Origin of the sequence: Glutamicibacter uratoxydans (assembly GCF_050753455.1) — a bacterium.
GTDB classification, from domain to species: Bacteria; Actinomycetota; Actinomycetes; order Actinomycetales; family Micrococcaceae; genus Glutamicibacter; species Glutamicibacter uratoxydans_A.
Genome location: NZ_CP192736.1, coordinates 440,542 through 459,806, shown reverse-complemented (window position 1 = coordinate 459,806; position 19,265 = coordinate 440,542). Strand labels below are relative to the sequence as shown.

The 19,265-nt window shown below is 59.5% G+C and carries 19 protein-coding genes; 9 read left to right on the top strand and 10 right to left on the bottom strand.

The features are described 5' to 3' along the window. Positions 1–45: 45 nt before the first annotated feature. Together ACQQZ8_RS02235 and ACQQZ8_RS02230 are read left to right on the top strand one after the other, a co-directional pair. Entirely contained in the window at positions 46–894 is an 849-nt protein-coding gene (locus ACQQZ8_RS02235) for a phage major capsid protein (RefSeq protein WP_431711104.1), read from the top strand. Further along, entirely contained in the window at positions 894–1,214 is a 321-nt protein-coding gene (locus ACQQZ8_RS02230) for a hypothetical protein (protein ID WP_431711103.1), read from the top strand. Before ACQQZ8_RS02235 ends, ACQQZ8_RS02230 begins: the two co-directional genes overlap by 1 nt. A gap of 318 nt (positions 1,215–1,532) precedes the next feature. On the opposite strand, the gene ACQQZ8_RS02225 is transcribed toward ACQQZ8_RS02230, so the two are convergent. From ACQQZ8_RS02225 to ACQQZ8_RS02200, 6 genes are all read right to left on the bottom strand, one after another. Further along, positions 1,533–1,676 carry a hypothetical protein gene (locus ACQQZ8_RS02225; RefSeq protein ID WP_431711102.1) on the bottom strand — a complete coding sequence of 48 codons (144 nt, stop codon included), beginning with the start codon at positions 1,674–1,676 and terminating at the stop codon, positions 1,533–1,535. Between the two features lie 72 nt (positions 1,677–1,748). After that, on the bottom strand, positions 1,749–2,291 hold the full coding sequence (locus ACQQZ8_RS02220; protein ID WP_431711101.1) for a YaeQ family protein: 543 nt from the start codon (positions 2,289–2,291) through the stop codon (positions 1,749–1,751). Positions 2,292–2,361: 70 nt separating this feature from the next. Further along, positions 2,362–2,634, bottom strand: coding sequence for a DUF6457 domain-containing protein (locus ACQQZ8_RS02215; protein ID WP_431711100.1), 273 nt, complete (start codon positions 2,632–2,634; stop codon positions 2,362–2,364). A gap of 2 nt (positions 2,635–2,636) precedes the next feature. Beyond that, on the bottom strand, positions 2,637–3,254 hold the full coding sequence (gene mobA / locus ACQQZ8_RS02210) for a molybdenum cofactor guanylyltransferase (protein WP_431711099.1): 618 nt from the start codon (positions 3,252–3,254) through the stop codon (positions 2,637–2,639). After that, the gene (locus ACQQZ8_RS02205; protein WP_431711098.1) at positions 3,247–4,497 is read right to left on the bottom strand and encodes a molybdopterin molybdotransferase MoeA; all 1,251 of its coding nucleotides are present in this window, start codon (positions 4,495–4,497) and stop codon (positions 3,247–3,249) included. The genes mobA and ACQQZ8_RS02205 overlap by 8 nt, the downstream gene beginning before the upstream one ends. 93 nt (positions 4,498–4,590) lie before the next feature. Next, a complete protein-coding gene (locus tag ACQQZ8_RS02200) occupies positions 4,591–5,817 on the bottom strand; it encodes an MFS transporter (protein WP_431711097.1) in 1,227 nt (408 codons plus the stop codon). Positions 5,818–6,023: 206 nt separating this feature from the next. Between ACQQZ8_RS02200 and ACQQZ8_RS02195 the strand changes: the two genes are divergently transcribed. The 4 genes from ACQQZ8_RS02195 to narI are packed head-to-tail and all read left to right on the top strand — an operon-like array spanning position 6,024 to position 12,872. Continuing rightward, complete coding sequence (locus tag ACQQZ8_RS02195) at positions 6,024–9,758, top strand: nitrate reductase subunit alpha (protein WP_431711096.1); 3,735 nt, start codon at positions 6,024–6,026, stop codon at positions 9,756–9,758. Then, entirely contained in the window at positions 9,755–11,410 is a 1,656-nt protein-coding gene (gene narH / locus ACQQZ8_RS02190) for a nitrate reductase subunit beta (RefSeq protein WP_431711095.1), read from the top strand. The genes ACQQZ8_RS02195 and narH overlap by 4 nt, the downstream gene beginning before the upstream one ends. Continuing rightward, the gene (gene narJ / locus ACQQZ8_RS02185) at positions 11,407–12,105 is read left to right on the top strand and encodes a nitrate reductase molybdenum cofactor assembly chaperone (protein WP_431711094.1); all 699 of its coding nucleotides are present in this window, start codon (positions 11,407–11,409) and stop codon (positions 12,103–12,105) included. Before narH ends, narJ begins: the two co-directional genes overlap by 4 nt. Then, positions 12,102–12,872 carry a respiratory nitrate reductase subunit gamma gene (narI, locus tag ACQQZ8_RS02180; protein WP_431711093.1) on the top strand — a complete coding sequence of 257 codons (771 nt, stop codon included), beginning with the start codon at positions 12,102–12,104 and terminating at the stop codon, positions 12,870–12,872. The genes narJ and narI overlap by 4 nt, the downstream gene beginning before the upstream one ends. A gap of 79 nt (positions 12,873–12,951) precedes the next feature. Here the strand turns inward: narI and ACQQZ8_RS02175 are convergent, their stop codons facing one another. Genes ACQQZ8_RS02175 through modA form a run of 3 tightly spaced genes read right to left on the bottom strand, consistent with a single transcriptional unit; the run spans position 12,952 to position 15,291 of the window. After that, positions 12,952–13,704, bottom strand: a complete 753-nt coding sequence (locus ACQQZ8_RS02175) for an ATP-binding cassette domain-containing protein (RefSeq protein ID WP_431711092.1) — start codon at positions 13,702–13,704, stop codon at positions 12,952–12,954. Then, on the bottom strand, positions 13,701–14,507 hold the full coding sequence (locus ACQQZ8_RS02170; RefSeq protein ID WP_431711091.1) for an ABC transporter permease: 807 nt from the start codon (positions 14,505–14,507) through the stop codon (positions 13,701–13,703). The genes ACQQZ8_RS02175 and ACQQZ8_RS02170 overlap by 4 nt, the downstream gene beginning before the upstream one ends. Then, on the bottom strand, positions 14,500–15,291 hold the full coding sequence (gene modA, locus ACQQZ8_RS02165; RefSeq protein ID WP_431711090.1) for a molybdate ABC transporter substrate-binding protein: 792 nt from the start codon (positions 15,289–15,291) through the stop codon (positions 14,500–14,502). The genes ACQQZ8_RS02170 and modA overlap by 8 nt, the downstream gene beginning before the upstream one ends. A gap of 142 nt (positions 15,292–15,433) precedes the next feature. Here modA and moaA point away from each other — a divergent pair, with 142 nt between their 5' ends. Beyond that, positions 15,434–16,474 (top strand): GTP 3',8-cyclase MoaA, encoded by a 1,041-nt coding sequence (moaA, locus tag ACQQZ8_RS02160; RefSeq protein WP_431711089.1) that lies wholly within the window; start codon positions 15,434–15,436, stop codon positions 16,472–16,474. Between the two features lie 164 nt (positions 16,475–16,638). Here moaA and ACQQZ8_RS02155 read toward each other — a convergent pair whose 3' ends face one another. Then, positions 16,639–17,187, bottom strand: a complete 549-nt coding sequence (locus ACQQZ8_RS02155) for a DinB family protein (protein WP_431711088.1) — start codon at positions 17,185–17,187, stop codon at positions 16,639–16,641. A gap of 90 nt (positions 17,188–17,277) precedes the next feature. Here ACQQZ8_RS02155 and ACQQZ8_RS02150 point away from each other — a divergent pair, with 90 nt between their 5' ends. Then, on the top strand, positions 17,278–18,249 hold the full coding sequence (locus ACQQZ8_RS02150) for a helix-turn-helix transcriptional regulator (RefSeq protein WP_431711087.1): 972 nt from the start codon (positions 17,278–17,280) through the stop codon (positions 18,247–18,249). A gap of 824 nt (positions 18,250–19,073) precedes the next feature. Then, positions 19,074–19,232: a hypothetical protein gene (locus ACQQZ8_RS02145; RefSeq protein WP_431711086.1), complete on the top strand. Its 159-nt coding sequence runs from the start codon at positions 19,074–19,076 to the stop codon at positions 19,230–19,232. The last annotated feature ends 33 nt before the right edge of the window (positions 19,233–19,265 follow it).

Here is a 19,265-nt window from a genome sequence, read left to right as displayed (position 1 = left end):
CCAGCAACGCGAACAGTAAACACTTTCACGTTAGGAGCCAAAACAATGGCACTTTCAACTTCCACCGCACCTGAACTAACCGCAGAACAGGTCCAGAAAATCCTTGTCCAGCCACTCGCCGAGAAGTCCATCTTCCTCGCAGCTGGACCCCGCATTTTTGATACCAACGGCTCCCCGGTCCGTGTCCCCAAAATGGGCGGCGAAACCGACCCGGCATGGCACGGCCAGAACGAACTCATCACCGAGGTAGAAGCCGACTTCGACGAGGTGCTACTACTGCCAGACACCATTAAGTCGATCAAGACCATCACCCGGTACTCTAACGAGCTGGCGCGTCAGTCCATCGTCTCCCTCGATGCCGCTCTACGTGACCGACTGGTCACCGACGTTGCCGCGAAGTTTGACACGACTTTCCTAGGCATTGGCGGCGACGGGGTAACCACCCCGCAAGGCATGTTCGGATGGGCTGACACCCAAGAAATCGAACATGACGCGGCGCTGGATCTCGATGTTCTGCTGGACGCTTGGGGTCTCGCGCTGGCCGCGAACGTGAATATCGGCTCCCTCCAGTGGTTCCTACGTCCTGAACAGTTCACCGGGCTGCGCAAGGTCAAGGACACCGCTGGACAGTACCTACTCCAGCCGGACCCAACCGCTGACGGTGTGTTCCGCCTTTGGGGATCGAAGGTCAACATCACCAGCCGAGTCCCAGCAGGGAACCTCGCTCTGGCTGACATGTCCCAGATCGCTGTTGCCCGCGACATGAACCCAACCGTGAAGGTACTCACCGAACGCTACGCCGACTACGATCAGCAGGCCCTGCGCGTGGTGGCACGCTACGACGCTCAGCCACTTAACGCCGAGGCCGTGATCAAGGTGACCGGGATCGTTTAATGAGTGGTGAACTGGCCTTCCATGTAGCCCGGTTTATGGGCCGAGGTGAAGATGAGAACACGTTGAACCTGATCATCGAGCATGTGGAGCTGGTTTCTGCGTTCGTAGAGGCATACACACGTGGCCGAGGCTTTACCGATGGTGAGCCTAACAAGCCGCTGGAGAAGGTCATCATCTCAGCCACGGCCCGTCTGGTGGATAACCCGTCGCAGGCCAAGCGACAGTCTGCTGGCGCGTTCTCAGTCACCCCGGCAGTGCTGGACGGGTTCACCCTCCCAGAACTCGCGGTGCTACACCGATACCGGAAGCGCACTCAGTAGCAAGAAACGTTAGGTCCCCCAGCTGGCAACAATCGTCAGCCTGGGGGATCTCTGTTTTAGGGGCACAAAAGGGGCACACCTTCCAGTGAAAGAAGGTGATTTGCCGTCATCCCATGTGGCCATAAGTCCCTAGAATCCGGGGAAGTCACGTAACCTAGGGGCAAACTAAAGGTTTCAAATCCCACCGTCACCGCCAGATATGAAGGGCTCTGGTTCTGCGTTTACGCAGAACCAGAGCCCTTCATCATTCTCACCGGCCAACGGCCAGACGAGGGGACTCTTCCCGCCCCATAACTGAACTCGTGCTGGTGTCACAGCTCAGACATCGATCTCGGCGGCCCACATGTTGGCACCACCGACGCTAGGTTCTGCGGAGACCGCGAGCAGCCCGTTGTGAGCGACGCCTAGATGGCAATATTGGCTGAGTCGATCGCTGGCGAGCTGAACAATTTCTTGAATCATATGAAACCACGTCTGCGGGCCAGAGTTGCCGAGGATAAGAACCCGGCCCGGAGCCACCGGGATCAAGCCAAGTTACTCAATCTGGTGCGATTGAATTTGGGTCTCCAGATTTACACCATTAATTTCTAGATACAGCTGACCTTCAGTGACCGAGACGGACAAGGTATTGCGCCGGCCCAGCTGTTCCACCGCAGCGTCAATAAACCGTGGATCGAAGGAGCGAACCACCAGCTGCTGAGCCCGGTGGATCGTTTTGCCTTTCCACGAAGACATCAACCGGATCGGGTCACGATGGGTATACACCGCAGCACGATCGGCAAGCTTGCTGCCAGTGTGCAAGCGTTGAGCATCCGGTGCACCAACTTCGATCCAGGCTGTCACCTGCCCGGTCAGATCACGAACTAAAACTGCCGGTTCCTCACCACTGGAAACACCACCGGCGGAAAAGGCAATGCCTTCCTCATATTCCAGGCAGTAGGCCAAAACACGGGTCACAAGATACGCGTCCGTTTCCGAAGGGTGCTGCGCCACCCGTAGGGAAAGCTCCTCATACACCCCGCGATCCATATCAGAGAGCTGAACTTCAAAAGTTTGGATTGTTGCGCCAATAGCCATGAGATAGGAGTTTACCGTGACTAGTCGAAACCTTTGACGTTAGTGGTGCGGGGCCGTACTGGCACGGGAGCTACTCGGTTGAAGGAGTTGCGTCCCAAGACAGCGCCAGCGCACGTAATTGCTCGGCCAGCCCATGCAGAGTGGCACTATCCCCGGCACGTCCTAGAGCCAGTCCCAACAAGAATGTACTCAACGGTGCCGCGGGACGGGCCACATTATGTGCAACGTCTTTAGCCACATCGAGTAACGCTGCGATGTCGACTTCGTTTTCATCCAGGCCTAGTTCCGTTGCGGCGGCGCTCAGCCACTTATCCAGTGCTTCGGGCGGCAGATGAGTTGCCATGTTTAGTTCCTGCTTTCATGCTTCGTATTGCCAAGCATCTTACGCGCTTGGGCCAAAGCTTCGGGGGTATCAATATCTCGACTGTCGTCGTTGCTGATCGGGGTCCGGGACAGGTTGAGTTGGCCCAATACTCTACGCACCGGGGCATTGAGCACATTCTCACCCAATACTCGGCAGCTTTCAGCCAAGGCCTGCGTCCGGTAAATTCCGGCCAGCCACTGATCGCGATCAGTCTGGTCCACCAAGATCACCCCGTCGCCTTGCGCTGCTGTCGGCCAGGACTGAACCAGTGCTCGTACCACTGCCCCCGGGGATTGCAGGTCGCAGGCCAAGACCAGCACCCATGGTTGCTCAATGTGCTCGATTGCCGCCGCGATCCCGGCCAACGGACCCGCATAGGGTGGTTCTTCGCGCAGCACCCGGTCTGCCGACCCTTGAGCAGAATCAGGGCCAACCACCGTAATTCGGCGAGCGCCAGCTTCCCTGACCGCTTCGACGGCTCGTTCCGCCAGCGTCTGACCCTGTAGCTGAAGGGCAGCCTTGTCGAGGCCGCCCAAGCGGCTGCCGCGACCCCCAGCGAGGATGATCGCCTCAAATTCTTGACTCAGTTGCTCACCCAATAACACGGATTACCTCAACTTGTTCTCCGGCCGCCACATCGCCACGATCGGCACCCACTAGGGCGTATCCTTCGGCCGCACCGAATCCGCCTACCGAATGCGAGATATTGGCTGCCTGAACCGCCGGGAGACATCGCGTGCCGTCCGCCGGATCGAAGGTTATCGGTAGCACCTGAAGCCGATTTTTCGCACCTCGCCACCCAGTGACCGCTGTGGCTTTGAAACGTGGGCGTTGAACTGTGGAGCTACCCTGCATCGCTCGCAAAGCCGGCCGCACAAAGAGTTCAAAACTTACCGCTGCGCTGACCGGATTTCCGGGCAGCGCGAACATCATCGCCCCGGATTCCAAGCGTCCGGCACATTGTGGCTGCCCCGGGCGTACCGCAACACGCACCGCACGAACAGCTGGTTCCTCGGCCAAGACCATCCGCATGACATCATGGTTCCCCGGCCCGACTCCCCCGGTAGAGATCACCACGTCGTGGGTGGACCCCAGTGTCCTGAGCTGTTGTCTCACGGAGTCGGGGTCATCACCGCAGCGGTGCATGGTGATCTGTGAAATACCTGCTTCGCCGAGCAGTCCTCGAATCAGCAGGGAGTTAGATTCGGGGATTTGTCCGCGCTCCAGTTTCGTGCCGATGGGTTGTAATTCCGAGCCGGTGATCAATACCGCAACGCTCGGGGTGGGGCGTGCCTGCACCCGTGTTACACCTGCTGCGGCGAGGCTCGAAATCCCGGCCGCACTGAGCCGCTGACCGGCACGAGCTACTGGGTCTGCGGCCTCTTTATCTTCTCCACGTCGGCGAATATCCTTCCCCGGTGCCACGGGTGTCAAAAATTCTACGCGTTGGGCGCTCCATGGTTCTTGGGTATCCACGGCCCGGATATCTTCTACTCGCACCACCGCATCAGCGTCGGTCGGTAGTGGTGCACCGGTCATGATCCGCACACACTGCCCGGGAGCGAGGACTGGATCCCACGAGCTTCCCGCGGCAACTTCTCCCAGCACATCAAGTATCACCGGTTGCTGCTTACTGGTTGATGTCAGATCTGCGCAGCGTACGGCGTAACCGTCCATAGCCGAGTTATCCCACAAGGGCAGGGGGTGGGCCGCCAGCACATCTTCGGCCAATACCGCGGTGTGTAGCCGCGCGAAATCGGTGACGAGGTCTAAGGGTTGCGCCGGCAGGGTGGGAACTTGGGTGAGGATCCAAGCAAGATGTTCCTCGGGTGTTAATGCCATCGCCTACCTTCCGTCCGCTATGGCTAGTATGCCCTACCCACGGCGGCCAAGGACGCGCAAGCGCCACGGTCTGAGAACACTGCCACCTTTGAACTATGCCTTTGACTTGGTATTGCGCAGCATACCGCCTACTACCAGCGCAAAGGTTCCCACAAGAACCAACAGCCAGAGACCTAGTGCGTAGGAGTTCGTTTCGGCGTGGTAGGTTGCCCCCATAGCAAGTGGCGGGAAATACCCGCCCAGTCCACCGGCAGCTGCCACCACCCCGCTGACGGCACCGACTTTCTCCGGTGGGGTGGACGGCCCGATCCAGGCAAAGACCGCACCCATGCCCAACCCCATGGCCGCGGCCATGGCTAAGAAAGTTGCCCCGGTCAGAATGCCTTCCGCTGGTTGTTGCCCCACGATATAAGCCAGTGACACGATCCCAGCCAGCGAAATCAATGCCACAATCTTCGGACCAAATTTGTCCGCTAAGACGCCACCGATCGGGCGGGCGATCACCGCGGCCACCGCAAAGAGTGCGGTGCGGGTACCGGCACCCACCGGATCTACCTGATCCGGATAGATCGTTACTAAATACTTGGGCAGGAAGTTTGAGAAGGCGACAAACCCACCGAAAACAATCGCATAGAGAAATGACATTTGCCAGGTTACTGGCAGTTTCAGCGTGCCGAGCACCTTCGGAATCAGCGGCTGCTTATTTGGTTTCCAGGCCGGGGATTCTCGCAAGAAAAACCACACTAAGGCGGCGGTGACTAGCATTAGTCCCGCCATAAAGAAGTGGGTCTGTACGTAACCCAGCGAGTTGAGCAGGCGCGGGGTTTGGAAGGCCGAGATTGCGGTTCCGATCATTCCCATACCGAACACACCATTGGCGAATCCGCGCTTTTCCGGGGCATACCAGGCACTGGCGAAGGGCACCCCCACCGCAAAGATGGTGCCGGCTAAGCCGAGGTATGTAGCGGCCACAATGAGCAACACAAAGTTGCCGATAGTCCCGGCCCAGGCCACCAGCAACACCGCAGGGATGGAACCCAGAAGCACGAGCGTAAACATTTTTCGGGCCCCATAGCGGTCGGTCAGTGCGCCGGTCAGAATCCGCCCCAATGCTCCGACCAATACCGGGGTGGCCAGCATTAAGGACACTTGCCCCTCGCTGAGTTGCATCCCTTCGGCGTAAAACACCTGAATGGGGGAAATGAGCATCCAAGCCCAGAAACCTACGGCGCTAGCCAGCGTAGCCAGCAAGACTTGGGGAAACTGTCCGCGTAAATCCGGGGAAGCGGGCGCGGATGATGATGCGGAGTTTGTGCTCATGGGATTCCTCCAACCGGGGTCGGTTCACACACATCACAAAGCTGTTTGACATGCAGACTAGCCCAGAGCCTGAACCCCGCGCTAGAGGTATCCGCTGCTTTGCCTGCAGCGCAAGCTGATTCCCCCAGTGTTCTTCCAAAGGGGTTGATACTTTCTCGGCAAGGCGCAAAGATCGTGATAAGCGTCACAGTTGGGAGTACCCGCAAATGACTGATAGGCCAAACCACACCTCGGCCACCGATGGACCGCTCGCCGACTCGCTGCTGACGATGGGACGATTCCTGCGTCGCGGTGAGACCAGCGCGGACTTACGCGCCATGTTTCTTCAGGGCGGCCGAGAAGGTGATGTTTTCTACCGCGACCGATGGGCCCACGACAAGGTGGTTCGTTCCACACACGGGGTGAACTGCACCGGATCATGTTCTTGGAAGGTATACGTCAAGGACGGCATCATCACCTGGGAAACCCAGCAAACAGACTACCCCTCGGTGGGTCCAGACTCCCCGGAATATGAGCCGCGAGGTTGTCCGCGTGGTGCCGCCTTTAGCTGGTACACCTACTCCCCCACCCGGGTCCGCTACCCGTACATCCGTGATGTGTTGGCTGAGCTCTATCGTCAAGCCAAACAACAATTCGCCGATCCGGTTCAGGCGTGGGCCTCCATTGTGGAGGATCCTGTCAAGGCCAAACGCTATAAGCAGGCCCGCGGTAAAGGCGGGCTGATCCGCACCACCTGGGATGAAGCGCTGGAGATTTCTTCGGCGGCGCAGGTTTACTCGATCAAAAAGTATGGACCGGACCGGATTGCCGGGTTCTCCCCGATCCCAGCCATGTCCATGGTGTCGCACGGGGCCGGATCGCGCTATATGAACCTCATTGGTGGGACCATGCTCTCCTTCTATGACTGGTACGCCGACCTGCCGGTAGCTAGTCCACAGGTCTTCGGGGATCAGACCGATGTCCCAGAATCCGCGGACTGGTGGAACGCTCAGTACCTGATCATGTGGGGTTCGAACGTTCCGGTGACCCGAACTCCGGACGCGCACTTCATGGCTGAGGCCCGCTACCGTGGACAAAAAGTCGTCACCGTCTCCCCGGACTATACGGATAACACCAAATTCGCTGATGAATGGGTGGCCCTGCATCCGGGCACAGATGCCGCCTTAGGTCTGGCCATGGGACACGTGATCCTCACCGAACATTACGTGCAGAAGCGCACCGCTGCCTTCGAGGACTATATGCGCCGTTTCACCGATTCCCCCTTCTTGGTGGAGATCGATGAGGTTACCGGCCAGCCGGTACCGGGAAAATTCCTCACCGCAGCAGACTTAGGCGGTAGTGCAGCACAAGAGACTAATGCCGCGTTCAAGCCGGCCCTGCTCGATGCCAGCGGCGCACCCCGAGTTCCACGTGGCACCTTAGGCCACCGGTTCTCCGCCGAAGACAAAGGTTCGTGGAATCTGGATTTGGGCGATATCACCCCGGTGCTTTCGGTTGCGGATCTGGAATCTTGGGATGGTGCGGCTGCCGAAATCAGTTTGCCGCGGTTCGATCTGACTCCAGAATCCGGGCAGGAACATGCCGGAGGTTCGGGTGTGATCAATCGTGGTGTACCGGTATTGCGGGTGGGTGAAAAGTTAGTGACCACCGTCTTTGATTTGATGCTCGCCCAATACGGGGTAGCGCGCGAAAACCTGCCCGGTAGTTGGCCCTCCGACTACATGGATACTTCCAGTCCGGGCACCCCGGGTTGGCAGCAAGAACACACTTCTGTCCCACCCGAGCAGGCCATTCGTATTGCCCGGGAATTTGCCGATACCGCCGAGAAGTCCGGTGGCCGTTCGATGATCTTGATGGGTGCGGGAACCAACCACTGGTTCCACTCAGACACCATCTACCGCACTTTCTTGGCGCTGACCATGATGACCGGTTGTCAGGGAGTCAACGGCGGCGGCTGGGCGCACTATGTAGGTCAGGAAAAGGTTCGTCCGATCACCGGCTACCAGCAGTACGCCTCGGCCGGCGATTGGGGCAGACCCCCACGCCACACCATTGGTACCGCCTTCTGGTACCTTGCCACGGACCAATGGCGCTATGACGGACTACCTGCTAACTCATTGGCTTCCCCGTTGGCGCGCGGAAAGTTTGATGGACGCACCACTGCGGACTGTCTCGTGGATTCGATCAAACGCGGGTGGATGCCCGATTACCCGACGTTTAACCGCAACCCACTGGACTTGGTGGATGAGGCCGAAGCAGCGGGGAAGGAACCGGCACAGCATGTGGTGGATTCGTTGACCGATGGCTCGTTGTCCTTCGCCTGCGAAGACCCTGACTCCCCGGAGAACTTCCCCCGCGTGGTGTTGATCTGGCGGGCGAATATTCTTGGCTCGTCGGGTAAGGGAAACGAGTACTTCCTCAAGCACCTGCTGGGAACCGACGCCTCAGTGCGCGCCCCACAAACACCAGAAGGTAGCCGCCCGGTGGATATGGCGTGGCATGACCAGGCTCCCGAAGGAAAACTGGACTTGCTAGCAACCGCCGATTTCCGCATGACCAGTACCACGCTCTTCTCGGACATCGTCTTCCCGGCGGCGACCTGGTATGAAAAGTACGACCTGTCCTCGACGGACATGCACCCATTTATTCACTCCTTCAACCCGGCGATCGCCCCACCTTGGCAGACCAAAACAGACTTTGATCTGTTCGGGCAGATGGCTAAGCGGGTCGGGGAACTCTCCCAAACCCATCTGGGCGTCCGCAAAGATCTGGTGGCCACCCCGTTACAGCACGACACCGCGGAGGTGATGGCCACCCCGAAGGGGCGGGTGCTTCACAACCAACCGCTGATCCCGGGTGTCACCATGCCCAAACTGAGCGTGGTGGAGCGCGATTACCCGAACTTGTTTGAACGCTGGAGTACTTTGGGGCCACTGACCAAGAAACTGGGCATGGTCACCAAGGGCATCAGTTACAAGGTAGCACCGGAAATTCAGGCGCTGGGCCGACTCAACGGCACCGTGGCCACTGGCCCGAATGCCGGGTCGGTGAAACTGGATACCGATCAAAAAGTGTGTGAAATGATTCTGGCCTTCTCCGGAACCTCCAACGGCCGGCTGGCCACCGCCGGTTTCCGGCAGCTGGAGGAACATACCGGGCAAAAGATGGCTTACCTTTCCGAGGAACACGAGGGCTCGCGAATCTCTTTCAAGGATGTGCAAGTCCAACCACGTAGCGTGGTGACCTCTCCGGAATGGTCCGGTTCCGAACACGGTGGACGACGCTACACCGCCTTCGCGATCAACGTGGAACACCTCAAACCTTGGCATACACTCACTGGGCGGATGCATTTCTATCTAGATCACGACTGGATGGAAGAACTCGGCGAAGCTCTGCCGGTCTACCGTCCACCGCTTGATATGCATCGGCTCTTCGGGGACGGGCGGTTAGGCGCCACCAGCACCCACGAATCGGGGAACGCCGAAGTGGTGGTCCGGTATCTCACCCCGCACTCGAAGTGGTCGATTCACTCCGAATACCAGGACAACCTGTTCATGCTCTCCCTCTCGCGTGGCGGGCCGACCATCTGGATGTCGCCGCAAGATGCGGCAAAGATCGGGGTGCGGGACAACGAATGGATCGAGTCCTATAACCGCAACGGCGTGGTGGTGGCCCGTGCCATCGTCTCGCACCGGATGCCCGAGGGCACGGTGTACATGTACCACGCCAAGGATCGCACCGTGGACGTGCCGATCGCCGAAACCAGCGGTAAACGTGGCGGTATCCACAACTCACTCACCCGTATTTTGATGAAGCCCAGCCATCTGATCGGCGGATATGGCCAGCTAGCTTGGGCATTCAACTATCTCGGCCCCACCGGCAACCAGCGCGATGAGGTCACCACGATCCGCCGTCGCAACCAGGAGGTGCAATACCGATGAAGGTCATGGCACAAATGTCCATGGTAATGAATCTGGACAAATGCATCGGCTGCCACACCTGCTCGGTCACCTGCAAGCAGGCCTGGACCAACCGTACCGGTGTGGAATATGTCTGGTTCAACAATGTTGAAACTCGTCCCGGGGTGGGATATCCCCGCGGTTACGAGGATCAGCAGAAGTGGCTAGGTGGGTGGCAGCTGAATAAGCGTGGCCGGCTCAAGCTCAAAGGCGGTGGACGGCTACATAAGCTCTCCAGAATTTTTTCTAACCCGAAACTGCCGGAGATTCACGACTACTACGAGCCGTGGACTTACGACTACGACATGTTGCTGAACTCCCCCAGCGGGGAGCATACCCCGGTGGCCCGGCCCAAGTCGCTGCTGACCGGTAAGGATATGAAAATCGCGTGGTCAGCCAACTGGGATGATAATCTCGGTGGTTCATTAGAAACCATGGATCAGGATCCGTTGCTGGCCAAAATGAGCGAGGAAGTGAAGGCCGAGTACGAGAAGGCCTTCATGTTTTACCTCCCGCGCATCTGCGAACACTGTCTGAACCCCTCCTGTGTCGCTTCCTGCCCCTCCGGCGCTATGTACAAGCGGGCCGAAGATGGGATAGTGCTGGTGGATCAGGATGCCTGTCGCGGCTGGCGGATGTGCGTTTCAGGTTGCCCGTACAAGAAGGTGTACTTCAATCACCGCACCGGCAAGGCCGAGAAATGTACTTTCTGTTATCCCCGGGTGGAGGTCGGGCTACCCACGGTCTGCGCCGAAACCTGTGTGGGACGGCTACGCTACCTGGGTCTGGTGCTCTACGACGCCGACGCGGTCGCCGCAGCGGCCAGCGTTGCGGACGAACATGAGCTACTCGAAGCGCAACGTCAAGTGTTATTGGATCCCAACGATCCAGCCGTGATCGAAGCAGCGCGCGCCGGCGGGATCCCGGAAGACTGGATCGACGCTGCCAAAGCCAGCCCAATCTGGCGACTGATTCGCGAGTATCAGGTGGCGTTACCGTTACATCCCGAGTACCGCACAATGCCAATGGTTTGGTATATCCCGCCACTTTCCCCGGTGGTGGATGTGGTCACCAATACCGGTAATGATGGGGAGGATGCCAATAACCTCTTCGCAGCAATCGATAAGTTGCGCATCCCCATCGGCTACCTAGCCGAACTTTTCACTGCCGGGGATCCCGAGCCGGTAGACCTCGCCCTAAGAAAACTAGCGGCAATGCGCTCCTATATGCGCGGGATCTCGCTTCATGAGCACCGCGAGGAGTCGATCGCCCAAGCCGTCGGTATGACCGGTCCACAGATGGAGGAAATGTACCGGCTATTGGCCATCGCCAAGTACGAGGAACGCTATGTGATCCCTTCGGCGCACGCCGAGCAGGCCCATGATCTAGAGGAGATGGGATGTTCCCTAGACTTCGAGGGCGGCCCGGGAATGGGTGGAGCCGGACCGTTCGGTTCGTCCTCGGGCGAGTCGGTGCCGGTAGCCGTGGAGAACTATCAGGCGTTGAAGAACCGCCAGACCGCCGACCGCCCGTCATCGCCCGGCCGCGTTAATCTGCTGAATTGGGATGGCAATGGGCGTCCCGACGGGCTCTTCCCACCCGATGGTTCAGCTAAATCCGGTGGTGAGTCATGATCCCTAAGCTTTTCAACCGGGTTACCCCGCGCAGACCATTGCCCGGCACCCTGCAACCAGTGAAGCTGAGCCGTGATCAGCGCTCCCGCGTTCACATGCTGGCTTCCTTGCTACTGGACTACCCGGATCAAGAATGGTTCGCCCGGCTAGCATCCCTAACCGGGCACGTGGCCGACATCCCGCCACAAATCCGCGAGCCCTTCACCGAGTTTCTAGCCGCGGCCACAGCTGCCGGCCCCACCGAGTGGCAGCGCCGCTATGTGCAGACCTTCGATTTAAAAAGAAAATGCAGCCTCTATCTGAGCTACTTCGCCACTGGGGATACCCGCAAACGCGGCACGGCGCTGGTGACGTTTTTAGAAGCCTACCGGGCCACCGGATGGGAGTTTGAAGCCGAGGAGTTACCGGACTATTTGCCGGCGGTGCTCGAATTTTCGGCCCGCTGCGACGACCCGGTCGCCGAAGCCTTACTGGCCTCGCATATCGAGGGGATCGAAGTTCTACGTCAGGCGCTGGAAGCCACCGACAGCCCTTGGGCTGGGTTGCTGCGCGTGATCACCCTAAGCTTGCCACCGGTCGATGCAGCTACCCGAGAACGGGTACTCAATCTGGTCAGTGAGGGACCACCCACTGAAACTGTGGGTCTATCATTCTTGGGCAATCTTCCGCCCTTCAGCCCCCGGGAGGGATTGTGAGTACCTCTGCCATTTTGTTGTGGGTGGTGTTGCCCTATGCCGCCGCCGTAGTGTTCATCGTCGGGCATATTTGGCGCTATCGTTTCGATAAGTTCGGGTGGACCACCCGATCTAGCCAGACTTATGAAAGTCGTCTCCTCCGCTGGGGTTCCCCAATGTTCCATCTGGGCATTCTGATGGTGATCGCCGGACACGTCGTGGGCTTGCTGATCCCACGCGAATGGCTCTACGCCATCGGGATTAACGAGCATATCTACCACCTCGGGGCGACGTGGATGGGAACCGCGGCAGCCATACTAACTCTGGCCGGTCTGGCCATTTTGATTTATCGGCGCAGAACCACCGGTCCGGTCTTCTTAGCTACCACCGTCATGGACAAAATCATGTACGTGTTTTTGGGCGCCACCTTATTCTTTGGCACCGTGGCGACCCTCGTACATCAGGTCTTTGGACCCGGCTACTCCTACCGGGAGAGCATTTCCCCGTGGGTGCGCCAAATGCTGATCTTCCAGCCCGAGCCGGCACTCATGCTCGGCGTTCCGCTCAGCTTCCAGCTCCACGTGATCACCGCGTCCTTGTTGTTTGCGCTATGGCCCTTCACCCGGCTGGTACACGTCTTCTCCGCCCCGCTGGGGTACCTGTTCCGCCCCTATATTGTGTACCGCTCCCGTGACCAGATGCGCGGCACCGGAACACGTCCGGTACGCCGCGGTTGGGATCCAATCACCACGCCACCGGAACCCAAACGTGCTCGACGAAGCCGCTGATCACAACCCTAATACCAGCCAGTTCAGCCCCGCCGGCACATGACCTGCAAGCCGACCTAGTCCGGTGCAGGGACGAGTGTCAGACACCATCGGTTGCCTCCGTGACCCGGGCGGAGGCGGGCAGCGCGGCCACCACGGCGCGCATAAAGCGTGTGGCAGGTGCCGCAAACACCTCGGCAACCGGCCCATAGTGGGTGGCAGCGCCTTGCTCTAACACCAGCAGTTCGTCGGCGAGCGCCACCGTGTCCACCGCCGCGTGGGAGACGATCACCGCGCTAATGCCGGTGCGATCCAATTCTTCACGCACCAGTAGTCGCATGTCCCCCGCGGCTTCCACATCCAGTGAAGCGAAGGGCTCGTCGATTAGGAGCATGCGAGGTGCCGCCGCTAGTGCCCGGGCCAGGGCGATACGCTGTCGTTGCCCACCGGACAGTGACCCCGGACGCTGCGCGGCAAACTCCGCCAAGCCCAGTCGCTCAAGCCAGCGGGCCGCTTCCCGCGCCGCCGCACGCTTCTCCATGCCACCCGCCCGTGCTCCGAAAGCGATGTTCTGCGCGGCGTCCAGATGCGGGAATAGGTGCGGTTCTTGCCCCAGCAGGCCGATGTGCCGTCGGTGCGGCGGCACATGGGTGTGCTCATCGGCCAGCACCCGGCCCTCCAGTTCGATACTCCCAGCACCGAGCTGCTGGATACCAGCCAGCGCATGCACGATGCTGGACTTCCCGGCACCACTTGGGCCCATGAGTGCCAGCACCTTTCCCGGTGCCAGGGTGAATTCGACGCTCACGGTGAATCCGCTCCGCGGGATTTCCAATCGAGCTTGCAACGTCATTTCAGTGCCCCCGGCCGCCAGGCACGCACGCAGACGAGTACCAGTACCGCGGTGCCCAGCAGCAACAGGGACAGCGCCACGGCGGCGTCACGTCCGGTGCCAGCCCCATTGAAAGCGGTATAGATCGCCAGTGGCATGGTCTGAGTGATGCCCGGGGCGTTGCCAGCGAACAGCGCTGTCGCCCCAAATTCTCCGATGGCGCGGGCGAAGCACAGGATCACGCCAGCCACTAGGCCGGGGGCGGCCAGCGGAAGGGTAATACGGGTGAGTACCATCCAGCGTCCGGCGCCCAGAGTTGCAGCGGCTTGCTCATATCCGGTGCCCAGCGAACGCAGCGAACCTTCCACCGAAAGCACCAGAAAGGGCAGCGCAACGAAGGCTTGGGCGAGCACCACCGCGAAGGTGGAAAACGGCAGGGTCAAGCCCCAGGCCGCGTCGATGAACTGTCCGATGGGGCTGGTGCGCCCGAAGAGGAACAGCAACGCAACGCCGCCGACCATCGGTGGCAGCACCAGTGGCACTGCCACCAGAGCACGCAACAGCTGGGCCAGTTTGGGTCCACTGCGCGCCATCAGCACCGCCAATGGCACGCCCAACAGCACGCACAACGCAGTGGCCGCCACCCCGGTGCGCAGACTCAGCCATAGCGCATCCAACGCCTCGGGGCTAGTGACATCCCGCCACAAGGTTCCCCAGCTGGCCCGCGTGACCAGAGCGATAAGCGGCATCACCAATAACGCGATGCCCAGCAGCGCCGGAGCCACAGCCAGACCCGTGACCCGCACCCCAGTGTCGCTAGCCATTGACGTCCCCCGCCGGTGTGCCGAAGCCGTGTTCCTTCAGGATTCGTTGCCCGGTTTCGCCCAGCACGAAGTCAACGAAGTCCTGTGCTCCAGGCTGCTCGCTCAGCGCGGTGATCGGGTAGAAATTGACCACGTCCTCGGCGCCCGTGGGCACCACGGATTCCACTGTTTCCTGGCCCAACACGTCGGTGGCGTAGACCAGGCCAGCGTCGGCTTCCCCTGCGCTGACCTTAGCTAACACCGCAGTGACGTTCTGTTCAAGGCTCGCGGCCTGCACCTGTACTCCTTGGTTTTCCAGCAGTTTGGCGGAGGCCGAGCCACAGGGCACCTGCGGTGCGCATAGCACCGTGGTGACCCCGGTCAGGTCATTCAGAGATTGCACCTTGCCCGGGTTTCCCGCGGGCACAGCAATCACTAGGGTATTAGTCGCAAAAATGGCCGGTGGCCTGCCCAGCCCGGCCTCGGTCACCACCGCCATATTTTTTTCATCGGCCGAGGCGAAGACATCCACCGGGGCCCCTTCAACGATCTGGGTGGCCAGCGTGGAGGAACCGTCGTAGGCGATGGTAGCGATGTGCGTCTGCGGGTGCGCTGCGGTGAACTGCCGGGCGATCTCGTCAAAGGAGCGCTGTAACGAAGCGGCCGCGGAGATCGTCAGCGTACTACTTGAGGCTGTGTCGGTGTTTTCGGTGGGGCTATCGCTGGCGGCACATCCGGCGAAAAATAACGTGCCGATGCCAAGCAGAGCAAAGGTTCGTAGTGCGGCGGCGGGTAAAAAGCGCATCGGGTTCCTTGGCTGCTGGCGGGCATGTCTCTGCTTGCCATGCTACAACCGCACAAGTGCCCACCGACAGCCGTGCGATGACCGGTGAGCCGAAGCGTTCACGCCACTTCGCAGCGAACCGACAACCCGCTACGCTGGGAGAATGAACGCTCAACCAGGCGCGCCCCTGCTCGATGCCAGAGCTAGGCCGTTGCACGATCTGCGGATCTCGGTCACCGACCGCTGTAATTTCCGCTGCGTGTACTGCATGCCCAAAGAGATCTTCGGGCGTGGCTTCCAGTTCCGCGAACGTTCCGAGCTGCTCAGTTTCGAAGAGATCGAACGTTTGGCCCGGGTCGCGGTGTCCTTGGGCGTCACCAAGTTACGTCTGACCGGCGGCGAACCGTTATTGCGCCGCGGCATCGTGGATCTCGTGGGCATCCTTTCCAGCTTGGAAACCCCAGACGGGCGTCCGCTGGATCTGGCTATGACCACCAATGGCTCGGCGCTGCCGGTCATGGCTAGCCAGCTGAAGGACGCCGGGCTGCGCCGCGTCACCATCTCGCTGGATTCGCTGGATGATGCCCGGTTCAAGGCGATTAACGACGTGGACTTCCCCGTCTCCCGCGTGTTGCAGGCCATCGAGGCCGCCGAGGAGGCTGGACTCGGACCGGTGAAAATCAATACCGTGCTCAAACGCGGGGTCAATGATGACGAGATCCTCACCCTGGCCGAGCACTTCCGCGGCACCGGGCAGATCCTGCGTTTCATCGAGTTCATGGACGTAGGTACCACCAATGGTTGGAAGCTGGACGAGGTAGTACCCTCCAGCGAGGTAGTTTCGCGAATCAACGAACGCTGGGCGCTGGAACCTGCGGCCAAGACCGAACCGGGAGAAACCGCGAACCACTGGCGCTACAAGGACGGTGCCGGTCTGATCGGCGTGATCTCCAGCGTAACCAACGCATTCTGCGGGAACTGCTCGCGCGCCCGGGTCTCCGCCGAAGGTCAACTGTACACTTGCCTGTTCGCCGGGTCCGGGTACGATCTGCGGGCGCTGCTGCGCGGCGGGGCCGACGACCGGGAACTGGCCGAGGCGCTCACCGGACGCTGGCGCCAGCGCGATGACAACTACTCGGAGCTGCGTGCCGCGCTCACCCCGGGAAACCGCAAGCGCATCGAGATGTCGTATATCGGCGGTTAGCGGGACGACCCAATCCGGAGTCGGATCTTCTGGTGTCCGGCCATCGGCGATGCTTAGATGTCCGAGAGTAAAAGAAGGAACTCCCTGGTCTCGTAGCAGACGCAGGGAGTCCAGAACCATGCCGAGCTTCAAGGCCGGTACAGTTCGAAGTCTGCTCTTTTGAGCTAACCCATGGTCTTCTGTCCATCCAAAGATACACGGATGATATCCGCATGTCCGGCGTGCTGGGTGGTCTCAGCGATAATATGCAGCAGCGTGCGGCGCACCGACCAATGGGTGTCCACAAACCACGGGGCGCGCGGCAGTTCGTGCACCGTTTCCAAATCGATTTCGGCTAGCAACCTATCAGTTTCCTCGGCGACATGCGCGTATTTCTCCAGCAGACCCGCTAGCTGCTCGGTCGGCTGCATGCTGAACTCGGCGCCAAAGGCTTCAAGGGCTTCGGGTGGCATATTGTAAAAATCCACGCCATCCCTTGCCATAGCGGCCTTGCCCCGGATCATGAACTGCTGCCATTGCAGCTCCATAGCGGTCACGTGTTTGATCAGTCCGCCTACCGTCAGCTCACTGACGGTAGTGCGGGTCGAGGCCTGCTCATTGGTGAGGTTCTGGGCGGTGAAGCGCAGGAAGTGGCGGCAATTGGACAGTGCCTGATGCAGGTCGGCACGTTCTCCGGTCAGCGTGGTGTTGGTGGTCTTCATAGTGGTACTCATGGTCTTGCTCCTCGTTCTTGATGGGCCGATAAGACCAGAATAGAAACCATAAGTGTCAGTTTCTGTCCTAAATCGGAGGAGAATATTCGTATGAGTACCAGCCAACGCTCCTTACGTCTGCTCTCTTTGTTACAGACGCGACGCTACTGGTCCGGCGAAGAACTAGCTCAGCGACTGGCAGTATCCTTACGCACCTTGCGTCGTGATGTGGATCAGCTACGCGAACTGGGCTACCCGGTGCAAGCTGAACGTGGCGTCGGCGGCGGCTATCAGCTGGCGGCCGGGGCAGCCCTACCGCCACTAGTGCTCGATGACGAGGAAGCCGTGGCACTAGTTATCGGCCTGCAGTCGACCATCCACGGCGGGGAGGATGTGTTGGCCGGTGCCGGACTGCGAACCCTGTCCAAGGTGATTCCGGTGCTTCCTGCGCGGCTCCGGGAACGTGCGCGAGCATTAACTACAAGCACCGTCCCCCTAGACTCCCATTATTCTGTCCCGGAACCTGTGGACCCGCAGGTGCTGGTGGTCTTCGCGCAAGGATGCCGTGACCGAGAGCGCGTAGCCTTTGACTACCGTGACGCGCGGGGCAATGCGAGTTCGCGGCGGGTGGAGCCAGCCAAACTGGTCAACGTGGGAAACCGCTATTACTTGGTGGCCTATGACTTAGACCGAGCTGACTGGCGCAGCTTCCGGGTGGACCGTGCCGAAAACGCCCAACCCCGGGCACTGCGTTTTGCTCCGCGACAGATCCCCGGCGGGGAGGCAGCGCAGTTCGTCCGCGCCGGGCTGCGTGGCGCGGGGCAATTACAAGTCAGCGTTCGGGTACATGCCTGCGCTGAGGTGGTGACCTCACGAATCGGCAAGTGGTTCGAAATCCAGCCAGTTGATGAGCACAGCTGTCTGGTGCGAAGCGAAGAGTCTGACCTCAGATGGGTGGCATTCGGGCTGGCGCTATGCGAGGCGGAACTGACCGACGTGCAGCCGACGGAACTGCGCACGTTACTGGCACGCTGGTCAGCGAATCTCGGTCAGCAGAGTCAGAAAGACAAGTTGGCTAGGTAAGTTCGCACCCAAGTCGGCCAAGCGCAGGGATCCCCTAGTCTTTTGGCTTCTTCAAGAATCGGGTTACTGGCCTACAGCTATGTTGATCTCTTCAGGGAACCCTCGAAGAAAGCTGGATACGGAGGAAACGGATAAAGGATTTTCCCATCAGAGGCTGTTATATTATCAGAACTTGCGAACTCGCGGTCCCCCGATAATAGAACGCAGCTGGAAATTGGAAAAAGGCACGCTACTGCGCGCTCGGCAGTCCACGCGGTAGCGATCGAATTCCTTGCATTCCTACAGGAACGGGCAAAAATCGGTAGTCAAATGCACTCAGCAAGACATCTATGATTAGTTGGCTGATGAGCTCACGACTCGTAGCATCGCTCGAACTTTCGTCCGTTGGGCAATGCAAACTAAGACATCCCTAAAGTTGAATTCCCCTACCGTGTTGCCCAAACAAGTCCGCGAATCAGTTCTGAAGAACGAAATGATCTGATTCGTCATGCATTAGGAAGCTTCAAGCTGAGCATAGGTGATCGAGCTGCGTCGTTGTTGTTACTTGTTTTTGGACAGCCATTGGTAAGGATTGCCGCGTTGAAGGTGAACCAGTTCGAGCACTCAGACGATGGCCGCCTTCAGGTTATTTTAATACAACCCCCATCGAGGTTCCTCCCTCATTTGACGAAGTCATTAAAGAATTCTTGGCTCGCAGGATGAATCAAAATAACGTAGCGAATCAGAATTCGTCTTGGTGCTATCTGGGATACGTATCGGGAGAACACTTGAATGCGAATTAGCTGATGGTCCGACTGCGCGAAGCGGGGATAGACCTTCGGGGAGTGAAGAACGCAGCACTGCAAGAGCTCGTGCTGCGTGTCTCTCCTGCGATTGTCGCTGAAACCATGGGATATAGCAGTCAAGCCATGGAAGCTCATCAACAGCGTGCGGGTGCTAGATGGATGGTTTACCCGTCGTTGAACGATGAGCTGGAGTCGTAAACGCGTGGCGCATGGGTGAATGTACGTACGGTT

Bases quoted from the DNA above. Each gene is read 5' to 3' on its own strand.
- ACQQZ8_RS02170 (WP_431711091.1), bottom strand. From the start codon at position 14,507: ATGGCTAGCGACACTGGGGTGCGGGTCACGGGTCTGGCTGTGGCTCCG.
- ACQQZ8_RS02195 (WP_431711096.1), top strand. From the start codon at position 6,024: ATGACTGATAGGCCAAACCACACCTCGGCCACCGATGGACCGCTCGCC.
- ACQQZ8_RS02215 (WP_431711100.1), bottom strand. From the start codon at position 2,634: ATGGCAACTCATCTGCCGCCCGAAGCACTGGATAAGTGGCTGAGCGCC.
- moaA (WP_431711089.1), top strand. From the start codon at position 15,434: ATGAACGCTCAACCAGGCGCGCCCCTGCTCGATGCCAGAGCTAGGCCG.
- modA (WP_431711090.1), bottom strand. From the start codon at position 15,291: ATGCGCTTTTTACCCGCCGCCGCACTACGAACCTTTGCTCTGCTTGGC.
- narH (WP_431711095.1), top strand. From the start codon at position 9,755: ATGAAGGTCATGGCACAAATGTCCATGGTAATGAATCTGGACAAATGC.
- ACQQZ8_RS02230 (WP_431711103.1), top strand. From the start codon at position 894: ATGAGTGGTGAACTGGCCTTCCATGTAGCCCGGTTTATGGGCCGAGGT.
- ACQQZ8_RS02205 (WP_431711098.1), bottom strand. From the start codon at position 4,497: ATGGCATTAACACCCGAGGAACATCTTGCTTGGATCCTCACCCAAGTT.
- ACQQZ8_RS02235 (WP_431711104.1), top strand. From the start codon at position 46: ATGGCACTTTCAACTTCCACCGCACCTGAACTAACCGCAGAACAGGTC.
- ACQQZ8_RS02200 (WP_431711097.1), bottom strand. From the start codon at position 5,817: ATGAGCACAAACTCCGCATCATCATCCGCGCCCGCTTCCCCGGATTTA.
- ACQQZ8_RS02155 (WP_431711088.1), bottom strand. From the start codon at position 17,187: ATGAGTACCACTATGAAGACCACCAACACCACGCTGACCGGAGAACGT.
- ACQQZ8_RS02150 (WP_431711087.1), top strand. From the start codon at position 17,278: ATGAGTACCAGCCAACGCTCCTTACGTCTGCTCTCTTTGTTACAGACG.
- ACQQZ8_RS02225 (WP_431711102.1), bottom strand. From the start codon at position 1,676: ATGATTCAAGAAATTGTTCAGCTCGCCAGCGATCGACTCAGCCAATAT.
- ACQQZ8_RS02220 (WP_431711101.1), bottom strand. From the start codon at position 2,291: ATGGCTATTGGCGCAACAATCCAAACTTTTGAAGTTCAGCTCTCTGAT.
- ACQQZ8_RS02175 (WP_431711092.1), bottom strand. From the start codon at position 13,704: ATGACGTTGCAAGCTCGATTGGAAATCCCGCGGAGCGGATTCACCGTG.
- narJ (WP_431711094.1), top strand. From the start codon at position 11,407: ATGATCCCTAAGCTTTTCAACCGGGTTACCCCGCGCAGACCATTGCCC.